Below are 12,612 nucleotides of genomic sequence, written 5' to 3' on the forward strand. Positions count from 1 at the left end.
GTGAAATCAGCCAATGCGGTCTGCCTGACAGATCGCATGTTCAGGGTTTAGGGCCGCTTCGCCGCCCAGCGGGAGCAAGCTCTCTCGCCACAGGTAAGACCTGCCACAAAAACCACTCAAGGCCGGGCTTTTAGCTGCTCGGCTGCCGCTTTCGCCAGGTCTGGCGGCAGGAAGTCCTTGTCCGGGTTGTAGTCGGCCTTCAGGTAGCGCGCCAGGTCCTGCAAGTCGCCCGGGCTCAAGGTGCCGGCGGCCTGTTTCAGGCGCAGGTTGTCGAGGATGTAGTCGTAGCGGCTGTTGTTGTAGTTGCGTACCGAGGTGTACAGCTGACGCTGGGCGTCGAGCACGTCGACGATGTTGCGCGTCCCCACCTGATAGCCGATCTCCGTGGCTTCCACCGCGCTCTGGTTGGAGATGATCGACTGGCGGCGTGCCTGTACCTGTTCAACGTCGGTGTTCACCGCCCGGTGCAGGTTGCGGGTGTTTTCCACCACTTGCCGGCGCAGGCTTTCGCGCTGTTGCTCGGTTTGATTCAAGCGTGAGTAGGACTCGCGCACCTGGGAGCTGGTGAGGCCGCCGCTGTAGATCGGGATGCTCAGTTGCAGGCCGATGGAGCGCTGTTCTACATCGCTGCCGTAACGCTGGCCCAGCGGGTTCGGGTTGCTGAAGCCCAGGGCGTCGTTGTCGCCTTTCTTGTATTGCGCCACCGCATCGAGGGTCGGCGCGTGGCCGGCCTTGCGTTGCTTGAGGGTTTCTTCGGCGGCGCTGACCGCGTAGTTGCTGGCCAGCAGGTTGAGGTTCTGCCTGGCGGCGGTGTCGACCCAGGCCTTGGCGTCGTTCGGCGTCGGCGCCAGCACCGGCAAGGTGTGGACGATGCCCTGAATCGAGTTGTACTGGCGGTTGGTCAGGGTGATCAGCGCTTCGAAGGCGTCATCGACCTGGCGTTGGGCGAGGATCCGGTTGGCGCGGGCGGTGTCGTAACTGGCTTGCGATTGCAGGACGTCGGTCTTGTCCGAGAGGCCGACATCGAAGCGCTCGTTGGACTGGTCGAGCTGGCGTTTGAATGCGGCTTCTTCGGCCTTGGTCGAGGCCAGGTTGTCCTGGGCACGCAGCACCGAGAAGTAGTTTTCGGCGCTTTGCAGGATCAGGTCCTGTTCGGTGGCCGAGAGTTGCAGGGACGCTTGTTCGTTGACGGCTTCGGCGGCCTGCAACTGGAACCAGCGGTCGGCGCGGAAGATCGGTTGTGCCAGCGTTGCCTGATACACGTTACCGCTGCGGGTAAAGGTCGATGACGGCTGGTCGAGCTGGGTCCGGGTGTTGTTGACGTCCATCCCGGCCGAGAGGTTGGGCAGCAGGCCGGCGCGGGCCTGGGGCACGACTTCTTTTTGCGCGCCGTATTGGGCGCGGGCGGCCGCCAGGTCGGCGTTATTGTCGACGGCTTCCTGATAGACGCTGACCAGATCGGTTTTGGTGCTTAAGGGCGCTTCTGCTGCCCAGGCCATTCCGTTGGACGCACAAGACACGGCAAGGGCCAGTGAAAGTTTGCGCAGCATGAGACGATCCCTAGAGTGAATATTACGGCGATAATTCAAGCGCCAAGGCTACGGCGCACGATTCGGAGCGTCAAGGCTCGGCAGTGGCTAGCGAGTGTAGTAGCGGTCCGGGGTGGCAACAATCCTGTAATTGCGCCATTCATCACGCTGATTGCTCCGGGGTTGGTGTTCTTTGCCAGTTGTGTCTAGACTGGCCGGGTTCTTGTCGGGGTGCCTTGCTATGAGGCTGAGATCGAATAATTTCGGATCCCGTTGAACCTGATCAGGTTAGCGCCTGCGTAGGGAACAAGATTTCTCGTCACCCGGCGAGTCCTCTTGTGCTTCGTCCGGGATGTTGTTCGACAATCGAACAGCCCTCGTGCGCCAAGCACAGCACCATCCAGGCTTTGTTATCGCTGGTTGGCTGCGTCCATTCGTTACAGGTTCGCTCCGACAAAATTCCACTGCCTGGATGCTGTCTGGAGAGCCCGTGATGAGTACAAAACCAAAAAATACGACCCACCTGAGTGAATCGGCCCAAGTCGATCAACAGTCCGTTCAGCCGTTTACCCGCTCGCAAAAAATCTATGTTCAGGGTTCGCGCCCGGACATTTTGGTGCCGATGCGCGAGATCAGCCTTGATGTGACCCCGACCGACTTCGGCGGCGAGATCAACGCGCCGGTCGTGGTGTACGACACCTCGGGCCCGTACACCGACCCCAACGTCATCATCGACGTGCGCAAAGGCCTGGCCGATGTGCGTTCGCCGTGGATCGAGTCCCGTGGCGACACCGAGCGCCTGGCGGGCCTGAGCTCCAACTTTGGCCAGGAACGCCTGGCCGACGCCGAGCTGACCAAGCTGCGTTTCGCCCACGTGAACAACCCGCGCCGCGCCAAGGCCGGGGCCAACGTCAGCCAGATGCACTACGCGCGCAAAGGCATCATCACCGCCGAGATGGAATACGTTGCCATCCGCGAAAACATGAAGCTCGAAGTGGCCCGCGCCGCCGGCCTGCTGGACCAGCAACACCCGGGTCACAGCTTCGGCGCCAGCGTGCCGAAAATCATCACCCCTGAATTTGTCCGTGACGAGATCGCCCGCGGTCGCGCGATCATTCCGGCCAACATCAACCACACCGAACTGGAACCGATGATCATTGGCCGTAACTTCCTGGTGAAGATCAACGGCAACATCGGCAACAGCGCACTGGGTTCGTCCATCGAAGAAGAAGTGGCGAAACTGACCTGGGGCATTCGCTGGGGTTCGGACACGGTCATGGACTTGTCCACCGGCAAGCACATTCACGAAACCCGTGAGTGGATCATCCGTAACTCGCCAGTGCCAATCGGCACCGTGCCGATCTACCAGGCCCTGGAAAAAGTCGGCGGCGCGGCCGAAGACCTGACCTGGGAGCTGTTCCGCGACACGCTGATCGAGCAGGCCGAGCAGGGCGTCGACTACTTCACCATTCACGCCGGTGTGTTGCTGCGCTACGTGCCGCTGACCGCCAAACGCGTGACCGGCATCGTTTCGCGCGGCGGTTCGATCATGGCCAAGTGGTGCCTGGCGCACCACAAAGAGAACTTCCTCTACACCCATTTCGAAGACATCTGCGAAATCATGAAGGCCTACGACGTCAGCTTCTCGCTGGGCGATGGCCTGCGTCCGGGGTCGATTGCCGACGCCAACGACGCCGCGCAGTTCGGTGAACTGGAAACCCTCGGCGAGCTGACCAAGATCGCCTGGAAGCACGATGTGCAGTGCATGATCGAAGGCCCGGGCCACGTGCCGATGCAGTTGATCAAAGAGAACATGGACAAGCAGTTGGAGTGCTGCGACGAGGCGCCGTTCTACACCCTCGGCCCACTGACCACCGACATCGCGCCGGGCTACGACCACATCACCTCCGGTATCGGTGCGGCGATGATCGGCTGGTTCGGTTGCGCCATGCTCTGCTACGTCACGCCGAAGGAACACTTGGGCCTGCCGAACAAGGATGACGTGAAGACCGGGATCATCACCTACAAGATCGCCGCGCATGCAGCGGACTTGGCCAAAGGGCATCCGGGCGCGCAGATCCGCGATAATGCCTTGAGCAAGGCGCGTTTCGAGTTCCGCTGGGAAGACCAGTTCAACCTCGGCCTGGACCCGGACACCGCGCGTTCGTACCACGATGAAACCCTGCCGAAGGATTCGGCCAAGGTCGCGCATTTCTGTTCCATGTGCGGGCCGAAGTTCTGCTCGATGAAGATCACCCAGGAAGTCCGCGAGTACGCGGCCAACCAGCGGATCGACGCGGTCGACGTGGACGTCGCCCAAGGCCTGGCCGAACAGGCCGAGCGCTTCAAGCAGGAAGGCAGTCAGCTGTACAAGAAGGTTTGATCTGAGCGGTGCACTCAGCTGCACCGCTTACCCCTGTGGCGAGGGAGCTTGCTCCCGCTCGGCTGCGAAGCAGTCGTAAACCCGGTATTCGCGATCTATCTGTCGGAACGCGGTGACTGGTTTTGGGTCTGCTTCGCAGCCCAGCGGGAGCAAGCTCCCTCGCCACAAAGGGTGGTCAACACAACAACAAATGTCCCTCTGAGATAACACCCTTGAGCATTTCAACCAGTACCTATTCTCCCGATATCGCGGTGCCAATCGACAAACGTGTGTTCGGCGGTCGCGATCTGTTTTCCCTGTGGTTCTCCCTCGGCATCGGCCTGATGGTCTTGCAGACGGGCGCTTTGCTCGCGCCGGGGCTGGGCCTGTCGGGTTCGTTACTGGCGATTTTTCTCGGCACGCTCGTCGGCGTTCTGCTGCTGGCCTGCGTCGGGGTGATTGGCAGCGACACTGGCCTGTCGGCCATGGCCGCGCTCAAACTCAGCCTCGGTGCAAAAGGCGCGAGCCTGCCGGCGCTGCTGAACCTGCTGCAACTGATCGGTTGGGGCTCGTTCGAAATCATCGTCATGCGCGATGCGGCCAGCCTGCTGGGCGCCCGTGCATTCAGCGACGGTAGCCTGATGGCCAGCCCGCTGATCTGGACCCTGTTCTTTGGCGCCTTGGCGACCCTGCTGGCGGTCAGCGGTCCGTTGACGTTCGTGCGTCAGATCCTGCGCAAGTGGGGCATCTGGTTGCTGCTGGCGGCCTGCATCTGGCTGACCTGGAACCTCTTCGCCAAAGCCGATCTGGCCGCGCTGTGGGCGCAGGCCGGTGACGGCTCGATGCCGTTCGCCGTGGGTTTTGACATCGCCATCGCCATGCCGCTGTCGTGGTTGCCGCTGATCGCCGATTACTCGCGGTTCGGCAAACGCGCCAAAAGCGTGTTCGGCGGCACTGCGCTGGGGTTTTTCATCGGTAACTTCTGGCTGATGAGCCTGGGTGTGGCCTACACGTTGGCGTTTGCCCCGAGCGGTGAAGTCAATGCCTTGCTGTTGGCGCTGGCCGGTGCCGGTCTGGGAATTCCGCTGCTGTTGATTCTGCTCGATGAGTCGGAAAACGCCTTCGCCGACATTCACTCGGCGGCGGTCTCCAGCGGGATTTTGTTGCGCTTGAAAGTCGAACACCTGGCGCTGGCCATTGGTGTGATCTGCACGTTGATCGCGTGCCTGGCGCCGTTGGCCCAGTACCAGAACTTCCTGTTGTTGATCGGTTCGGTGTTTGCGCCGCTGTTCGGCGTGGTGCTGGTGGATCACTTCATCCTGCGCAAGCGCAGCGCCAAGGCAGCGTCGAGCGTACTGCGCTGGCCGGCATTGCTGGCCTGGCTGGGCGGGGTGAGCACTTATCACCTGCTTGCCAACCTCTACCCGCAAGTGGGCGCAACCCTGCCGTCACTGGTGGTGGCAGGGCTGCTGCAGTTGTTGCTGGGTCGGGTCTTCAGCGACGCTCGGGCACCAGCTCGGGCTTGATCAGACCCTTGAGGCGCGCGTAGGGAATGTTCATTTCGATCAGGCCCATCGAGTAGGGTGCGATGGTCGCTACGTTGTACTTGAGTACCACCCCGGCGCTGGTCAAGGCCACGTTCGGGGTCTTCTGGAAGGGCCAATTTTTAACGAAGTCCGGATCACGGTCCATTTTCGAATTGATCAGCCAGCTGTTGTGAGCGACCTGTGCGGTCTTCCAGAACGCTCCTTCCTGCCCCGGCAACAGCATGTCGCTCAGGCTCAGCTCTTTTTGCTGTGGGCGCGAGTAGTTGATGAAACCCCGTCCCGGCGTGCCATTGGCCGCGCCTGTGTCCAGGAAACTGGAGAGTTCAATGATTACCAGCCCGTCATGTTGCTCACGTACCTTGGCTTGCAGGTACATGCTGTGGCGGTCACTCGCCTCGCGCAGGAACTGCTCGCGGTAGGCGTTGAGGGAGGCCGGCAGCGCCGCGCCCGCCGAGGTGCGGGTCATTTGCAGCAGGCGCTGTTCGATGATCCGGTCCAGTTGCGGTTCGCTCGGGAAATGCACCGTGTCGATGTTGACCAGTGGGCAGTCGGGGCCCGTGCAACCTGGTTTGACCTGTTCGGACGCATCGCGAGTGGATTGCGCCGGCGCTGGCGCGCCGGGCTGAAACAGGCTTTGGCAAGCGCCTAGCGTAAGGGCGATACAGGCCACGGAGGCAACTTTGAAAAGCGACATGGGCGTCCTTCATCAAACAGGGAAAGGCAAAAAGTTACCGGCTTCGACTGCCAGCGTGGCGCTCGGTTCGCCACTACGCTAATTAGAGATGTTTAAGCTCCTGCCGTCTATCCCGCTGACGGCAAAGGGGCTGCATCAATGGGCGCGGGCGCGTTAGGATGGCGCGAACTCGAGGGGGAACCTCGGACGCAATTGCAGCAGACGAGGATTGATATGACTGATTTTGCCAACGCCACCCCAACCGCCGTAGACATCGTGCGCCGCGAAAACTGCTTCAAGGGTTTCTACAGACTTGATCGCGTTCACCTGCGTCACGAGCTGTTCGCCGGTGGCATGAGTCGCGAGATCAGTCGTGAACTGTTCGTTCGTCATGATGCCGTGTGTGTATTGCCTTACGATCCGCAGCGCGACGAAGTGGTGCTGATCGAGCAGTTTCGTGCAGGCGCACTGGGCAAGATCGACAATCCATGGCTGATCGAACTGGTAGCCGGTCTGATCGACAAGGATGAACAACCGGAAGAAGTTGCTCATCGCGAAGCGCAGGAGGAAGCTGGGCTTGTGTTCTCTGCGCTGTGGCCGATGCTCAACTATTTCCCATCGCCTGGCGGCAGTACCGAGTACGTGCATTTGTATCTGGGGCGTTGCGACAGTGCCGGGGTTGGCGGCCTGCATGGTCTGGTGGAGGAAGCGGAAGACATTCGTGTCTCGGTCTGGGACTTTGAAGACGCCCTGCAAGCGGTGCGTGATGGACGGATTTCCAACGCGGCAAGCATCATTGCCTTGCAATGGCTGGCCTTGAACCGCGATGAAGTGAGGGGGTTATGGTCGTAAACAAACAGCGCGATCGTTATCGGGTCGACCTCGTGGGGCTGCAAAGCGCCTGCGAGGCCAATTACGCCCGCCTGATGCGCCTGTTGCCGGACATGCGCAACCAGCCGGCCGCGCGGCGCATTGCGATGACCCAGGGCGACCAGATGCTCGGGGTGCTGACCCTGGAAGTGATACAGGCCTGCCCTTACACCACCACGTTGCGCGTGCGTCAGGAACACAGCCTGCCGTGGCTGCCGGTGCCGCAACTTGAAGTTCAGGTCTACCACGATGCGCGCATGGCCGAGGTCATCAGTGCCGAGCATGCGCGACGCTTTCGCGGCATCTATCCTTACCCCAACGCCTTGATGCATCAGCCAGACGAAAAGTCCCAGCTCAATGTTTTTCTCGGCGAGTGGCTCAGCCACTGCCTGGCCTGCGGGCACGAGTTCGAAGCGGTTCGATAGATGTGAACTGCGTCCGGTTCGCGGGTTTCCACTTTGCGCGTTCCCCCAGCATAATTGCGCCATTCATCCACACCCGTGATCTTGTCCTGGGAGGGCGCCTTGCCAAGCCATCTGACCGCCGCCGATTCAGTGCTGCTGGTGCAACTCTCCGACAGCCATCTGTTCGCCGAAGCCGACGGTACGCTGCTGGGCATGAAGACCCGCGAAAGCCTGCAAAAAGTCATCGAACTGGTGGTGACGCAGCAACCCCGGGTCGACCTGATCATCGCCAGCGGTGATTTGTCCCAGGACGGTACGCTGGCGTCCTATCAGCAGTTTCGCGACATGACCCGGCAGATCGATGCGCCGGCGCGGTGGATTCCGGGCAATCACGATGAGCCACAGATCATGGCCCACGCCGCCGTCGAAAGTCAGTTGCTGGAACCGGTGGTGGACTTGGGCAACTGGCGGATCATCTTGCTCGACTCGGCAGTGCCGGGCTCCGTGCCGGGGTATTTGCAGGATGACCAACTGCAATTGCTTGCGCAGGCGTTGAGCGAAGCCCCGGAGCACCACCATCTGGTGTGTTTTCACCATCATCCGGTGTCCATTGGGTGTGCCTGGATGGAACCGATAGGCCCTGCGTAACCCTGACGCGTTGTTTGCTGTCCTGGATCGTTTTCCGCAGGCGCGCGCGGTACTTTGGGGTCACGTGCATCAAGAAATCGACCAGTGGCGCAACGATGTGCGGTTGATCGCTTCACCGTCAACTTGCATTCAGTTCGAGCCGGGCAGTGAGGACTTCACGGTCGATACCCTGGCGCCGGGCTATCGCTGGTTGCGTTTGTTGCCGGATGGACGGCTGGAAACCGGTGTGGAACGGGTGACGGGGTTCGATTTTGAAGTTGATTATGGCTCGACCGGTTACTGAGGTGCCTTTGTGGCGAGGGAGCTTGCTCCCGTTGGGTTGCGAAGCAGCCCCAAGACATTCGATTGCGGTTGATCTGATATACCGCTCTCGCCGAACTTACGCCCGCTTCACGGTCGAGCGGGAGCAAGCTCCCTCGCCACAGGGTTTGTCTCTGAACGGAGCAATCCGATTCGCTCCCGAGCAAGTCAATCTCGTCGACTCCCTGTAAACTGCGCCTTTTGCCAGACGTCCAGGGAGTTCACATGTCCGGTTCGATCCTTTATATCCACGGTTTCAACAGCGCCCCCGCGTCGAAAAAGGCCTGCCAACTGATCGCCGTCATGGATTCCCTGGGCCTGGGCGAGCAATTACGGGTGCCCGCGTTGCATCACCACCCGCGTGAGGCCATCGGTCAGCTGGAGCAGGCGATTGCCGAGCTGGGACGGCCATTGCTGGTCGGAAGCTCGCTCGGCGGCTACTATGCCACTCACCTTGCCGAGCGCCATGGCCTCAAGGCCTTGCTGGTCAACCCCGCCGTCAGTCCCCACCGGATGTTCGACGGTTACCTGGGCACACAAAAGAATCTCTACACCGACGAAGCCTGGGAATTGACCCACGACCACGTGACGGCCCTGGCCGAGCTGGAAGTGCCGGCACCCCAGGACCCGCAGCGGTTCCAGGTGTGGTTGCAGACCGGCGACGAAACGCTGGACTATCGCCACGCCCAGCAGTATTACCGAGCCTGTGCCTTGCGCATCCAGGCCGGCGGCGACCATAGCTTTCAGGGGTTCGCCGGGCAATTGCCGGCCTTGTTGAGTTTTGCCGGTATTGGCGCGGATTCGATCGACTTCACGGCACTGTGAACCTTCGCCCCCTATTTCATGAACGACTGACGACGAGACCCCATGGCCACTCCCAGCGCTAGCTCTTATAACGCAGACGCCATCGAAGTCCTCTCGGGCCTCGACCCGGTGCGTAAACGCCCCGGCATGTACACCGACACCAGTCGGCCGAACCACCTTGCCCAGGAAGTCATCGACAACAGCGTCGACGAAGCCTTGGCCGGGCACGCCAAATCGGTGCAGGTCATCCTGCACGCGGACCACTCCCTGGAAGTCAGCGATGACGGCCGTGGCATGCCGGTGGATATTCACCCGGAAGAGGGCGTCTCGGGCGTCGAGCTGATCCTCACCAAGCTCCATGCGGGCGGCAAGTTCTCCAACAAGAACTACCAGTTCTCCGGCGGTTTGCACGGGGTGGGTATTTCGGTGGTCAACGCCTTGTCGACCCAGGTGCGGGTGCGCGTCAAACGCGACGGCAACGAGTACCAGATGACCTTCGCCGATGGCTACAAGGCCACCGACCTGGAAGTCGTCGGCACTGTTGGCAAGCGCAACACCGGGACCAGCGTGTACTTCGCGCCGGACCCGAAGTACTTCGACTCCCCCAAATTCTCCATCAGCCGCCTCAAACATGTGCTCAAGGCCAAGGCTGTATTGTGCCCCGGCCTGCTGGTCAGTTTTGAAGACAAGGCCACTGGCGAAAAAGTCGAATGGCATTACGAAGACGGCCTGCGCTCCTACCTGGTGGACGCGGTCAGCGAATTCGAACGCCTGCCGGACGAGCCGTTCTGCGGCAGCCTGGCCGGTAACAAGGAAGCGGTCGACTGGGCGCTGCTGTGGTTGCCTGAAGGCGGCGACAGTGTGCAGGAAAGCTACGTCAACCTGATCCCGACGGCCCAGGGCGGTACTCACGTCAACGGTCTGCGTCAGGGTTTGCTCGATGCGATGCGCGAATTCTGCGAGTTCCGCAGCCTGCTGCCGCGTGGCGTGAAGCTGGCGCCAGAAGACGTCTGGGAACGCATTGCTTTTGTCCTGTCGATGAAAATGCAGGAGCCACAATTCTCCGGCCAGACCAAAGAGCGTCTATCGTCCCGCGAGGCGGCGGCGTTTGTTTCCGGTGTGGTCAAGGACGCCTTCAGCCTGTGGCTTAACGCTCACCCTGAACTGGGCCTGCAACTGGCGGAACTGGCGATCAACAACGCCGGCCGCCGTTTGAAGGCCAGCAAAAAGGTCGAGCGCAAACGCATCACCCAAGGTCCGGCGCTGCCGGGCAAACTTGCCGACTGCGCCGGGCAGGACCCGATGCGTTCCGAGCTGTTTCTGGTGGAAGGTGATTCCGCCGGTGGTTCGGCCAAGCAGGCGCGGGACAAAGAGTTCCAGGCGATCCTGCCGTTGCGCGGCAAGATCCTCAACACCTGGGAAGTCGACGGCAGTGAAGTACTCGCCAGCCAGGAAGTGCACAACATTGCCGTGGCCATCGGCGTCGATCCGGGCGCTGCGGACATGAGCCAACTGCGTTACGGCAAGATCTGCATCCTCGCCGACGCCGACTCCGACGGCCTGCACATTGCAACCTTGCTCTGCGCGTTGTTCGTCCAGCATTTCCGCCCGCTGGTGGACGCCGGTCACGTTTACGTCGCGATGCCGCCGCTGTACCGCATCGACCTGGGCAAAGAGATTTACTACGCCCTGGACGAGGCCGAGCGCGATGGCATTCTCGATCGTCTGGTGGCCGAGAAGAAACGCGGCAAGCCGCAGGTCACCCGATTCAAGGGTCTGGGTGAAATGAACCCGCCGCAACTGCGTGAAACCACCATGGACCCGAACACACGGCGCCTGGTGCAACTGACGCTGGAAGATTACGAAGCGACGGCGGAAATGATGGACATGCTGCTGGCGAAAAAGCGCGCCGGTGACCGTAAGTCATGGCTGGAGTCCAAAGGCAACCTGGCCGAGGTTCTGGCCTGATGCGCAAAGGCTTTGCCCTGGCGTTGCTGCTGTTGGCGTCGAGCGTGGCCGCAGAGCCTGCCCCCGAGCTGACTCTGGTGTCCGAGCACCCCGTGGAAGGCATGCGCGGCGGCAACCTTTCGGGGTTGGCGCTGTGCGGCAAGGCACTGTGGACAGTGTCCGACCGCGACGATGACCGAATCTATCGTCTAGACACCAGCGAAAACACCTGGCTGGCTGAAACCGTGCGTATCGACGTACCGCCACCGCCCGACAGCGGCTTGCCCTGGGGCTTGAACTCGAGGACCTGGGCGGCATCGCTCGTGCGCGGCGGGGAGCTGGATTTCGAAGGCATCACCTGCGACAAGGCCGGCAATCGCTACATCGTCAGCGAGTCCTATGCGGCGGTGCTGCAAGTGCCGCCATTGGGGCCTGCGTCGTGGCTCAAGATCTCGCCGATCATGGTCCGTGAAGCGCGGGCCAGTGGTTTGTTGCTGCACTTCAACGCATTGTTCGAGGGCCTGGCCGTCAACGCCGCGGGCGACAGCATCTGGTTGGCCGCCGAGCGCGAGCGCCGCGGGCTGATGCTGATCAAACGCAAGCAGACGGTCTGGGATTGCGATGGCGGTTGTGTACTGCTGAGTGAGGCCGGCCTGGAAATGCAGCCAACACAGTTTCCCGATCCCAAGCCGGTCCCCAGGGACTTTGCCGACCTGTCGCTGTTCAACGGCAAGCTCTTCACCCTTGAACGCAATGCGTTTCAGGTCTGTCGCCGGGACACTGAAACCGCCAAGGTCGAGCGCTGCTGGTCGTATGCCCGTGAAGCGTTGCAGCCCCATCGACGTTATCCACAGCGTTACGGCCTGGCCGAAGCGCTGGTGGTGGACGCGGACGGTGCCTGGATCGGTATCGACAACAACAACGGCGCCCGTGCCGATGGCGAGAAGCGCCCGATTGTCTGGCGCTTCGCGGCGCCGGAAGGTGGCTGGAGCGCCAAGCCATGAGTCAACAGACACCGGGTAAACGTGCTGGCCGCGTGCTGCTGGTCCTGGCGTGGTGTGCCGGACTGTTTCTGGCGACGCGGTTTTTCGGGCAATGGGAACAGCGCCAGGAGAACCCCAATGCACAGGTCACCTCGCAACAGGGCGAGGGCTATATCGAAGTGAAACTGGTCGGTAACGGCCAGGGGCACTTCGTTGCCAGCGGCCAGATCAACGGCCAACCGGTGAGTTTCATGCTCGACACCGGGGCGACCGATGTGTCGATCCCGTCCAGCCTGGCCGAACGGTTGAGCCTGGAAAAAGGCGCTCCGGTCACCCTGAGCACCGCCAACGGTCGCAGCGAGGGCTATCGAACCCGCCTCGACCAACTGAAGCTGGGCGACATCGTGTTGCACGATGTGCGTGCCCTGGTGGCACCAGGCCCTGGGCGGCGAGCAAGTGCTGCTGGGCATGAGCGCCCTGAAACAACTTGAATTCACTCAGCGTGGCGGCACTTTGCTGCTGCGCCAGACAACGAACTGATGAGG

The 12,612-nt window shown here is 61.5% G+C and carries 9 protein-coding genes, 2 pseudogenes and 1 riboswitch; of the genes and pseudogenes, 9 read left to right on the top strand and 2 right to left on the bottom strand.

From position 1 onward, the window contains the following. Positions 1-116: 116 nt before the first annotated feature. The gene (locus tag AABM54_RS02760; protein WP_347903586.1) at positions 117-1,550 is read right to left on the bottom strand and encodes a TolC family outer membrane protein; all 1,434 of its coding nucleotides are present in this window, start codon (positions 1,548-1,550) and stop codon (positions 117-119) included. 196 nt (positions 1,551-1,746) lie between these two features. After that, positions 1,747-1,852, top strand: a riboswitch (TPP riboswitch). 170 nt (positions 1,853-2,022) lie between these two features. Between AABM54_RS02760 and thiC the strand changes: the two genes are divergently transcribed. Next, positions 2,023-3,912 (top strand): phosphomethylpyrimidine synthase ThiC, encoded by a 1,890-nt coding sequence (gene thiC / locus AABM54_RS02765; protein ID WP_347903588.1) that lies wholly within the window; start codon positions 2,023-2,025, stop codon positions 3,910-3,912. A 212-nt stretch (positions 3,913-4,124) separates the two neighbouring features. Then, positions 4,125-5,417 (top strand): putative hydroxymethylpyrimidine transporter CytX, encoded by a 1,293-nt coding sequence (gene cytX, locus AABM54_RS02770; protein WP_347903590.1) that lies wholly within the window; start codon positions 4,125-4,127, stop codon positions 5,415-5,417. Here the strand turns inward: cytX and AABM54_RS02775 are convergent. Beyond that, positions 5,386-6,132, bottom strand: a complete 747-nt coding sequence (locus AABM54_RS02775) for an RsiV family protein (protein WP_347903591.1) — start codon at positions 6,130-6,132, stop codon at positions 5,386-5,388. The genes cytX and AABM54_RS02775 overlap by 32 nt on opposite strands. A 213-nt stretch (positions 6,133-6,345) precedes the next feature. Between AABM54_RS02775 and AABM54_RS02780 the strand changes: the two genes are divergently transcribed. The 7 genes and pseudogenes from AABM54_RS02780 to AABM54_RS02810 all read left to right on the top strand — a co-directional run bounded on the left by AABM54_RS02780 (position 6,346) and on the right by AABM54_RS02810 (position 12,607). Continuing rightward, on the top strand, positions 6,346-6,963 hold the full coding sequence (locus AABM54_RS02780; protein WP_347903592.1) for an NUDIX domain-containing protein: 618 nt from the start codon (positions 6,346-6,348) through the stop codon (positions 6,961-6,963). Then, on the top strand, positions 6,954-7,406 hold the full coding sequence (locus AABM54_RS02785) for a DUF1249 domain-containing protein (protein ID WP_347903594.1): 453 nt from the start codon (positions 6,954-6,956) through the stop codon (positions 7,404-7,406). The genes AABM54_RS02780 and AABM54_RS02785 overlap by 10 nt, the downstream gene beginning before the upstream one ends. A gap of 99 nt (positions 7,407-7,505) precedes the next feature. After that, positions 7,506-8,316, top strand: a pseudogene (gene cpdA / locus AABM54_RS02790) (3',5'-cyclic-AMP phosphodiesterase). A gap of 242 nt (positions 8,317-8,558) precedes the next feature. Next, positions 8,559-9,158 (top strand): YqiA/YcfP family alpha/beta fold hydrolase, encoded by a 600-nt coding sequence (locus AABM54_RS02795; RefSeq protein ID WP_347903596.1) that lies wholly within the window; start codon positions 8,559-8,561, stop codon positions 9,156-9,158. Between the two features lie 42 nt (positions 9,159-9,200). Next, positions 9,201-11,105, top strand: coding sequence for a DNA topoisomerase IV subunit B (gene parE, locus AABM54_RS02800; RefSeq protein ID WP_347903597.1), 1,905 nt, complete (start codon positions 9,201-9,203; stop codon positions 11,103-11,105). Further along, complete coding sequence (locus tag AABM54_RS02805; protein WP_347903598.1) at positions 11,105-12,088, top strand: esterase-like activity of phytase family protein; 984 nt, start codon at positions 11,105-11,107, stop codon at positions 12,086-12,088. The genes parE and AABM54_RS02805 overlap by 1 nt, the downstream gene beginning before the upstream one ends. After that, positions 12,085-12,607 (top strand): annotated as a pseudogene (locus AABM54_RS02810) (TIGR02281 family clan AA aspartic protease). The gene AABM54_RS02805 and the pseudogene AABM54_RS02810 overlap by 4 nt, the downstream one beginning before the upstream one ends. Positions 12,608-12,612: the final 5 nt, after the last annotated feature.

The sequence above is a fragment of the Pseudomonas purpurea genome, assembly GCF_039908635.1.
Classification (GTDB): Bacteria; Pseudomonadota; Gammaproteobacteria; order Pseudomonadales; family Pseudomonadaceae; genus Aquipseudomonas; species Aquipseudomonas purpurea.

Excerpts from the sequence above, each read along its gene's own strand:
- AABM54_RS02760 (WP_347903586.1), bottom strand. The coding sequence starts at position 1,550 with ATGCTGCGCAAACTTTCACTGGCCCTTGCCGTGTCTTGTGCGTCCAAC.
- thiC (WP_347903588.1), top strand. The coding sequence starts at position 2,023 with ATGAGTACAAAACCAAAAAATACGACCCACCTGAGTGAATCGGCCCAA.
- AABM54_RS02775 (WP_347903591.1), bottom strand. The coding sequence starts at position 6,132 with ATGTCGCTTTTCAAAGTTGCCTCCGTGGCCTGTATCGCCCTTACGCTA.
- AABM54_RS02780 (WP_347903592.1), top strand. The coding sequence starts at position 6,346 with ATGACTGATTTTGCCAACGCCACCCCAACCGCCGTAGACATCGTGCGC.
- AABM54_RS02785 (WP_347903594.1), top strand. The coding sequence starts at position 6,954 with ATGGTCGTAAACAAACAGCGCGATCGTTATCGGGTCGACCTCGTGGGG.
- AABM54_RS02795 (WP_347903596.1), top strand. The coding sequence starts at position 8,559 with ATGTCCGGTTCGATCCTTTATATCCACGGTTTCAACAGCGCCCCCGCG.
- parE (WP_347903597.1), top strand. The coding sequence starts at position 9,201 with ATGGCCACTCCCAGCGCTAGCTCTTATAACGCAGACGCCATCGAAGTC.
- AABM54_RS02805 (WP_347903598.1), top strand. The coding sequence starts at position 11,105 with ATGCGCAAAGGCTTTGCCCTGGCGTTGCTGCTGTTGGCGTCGAGCGTG.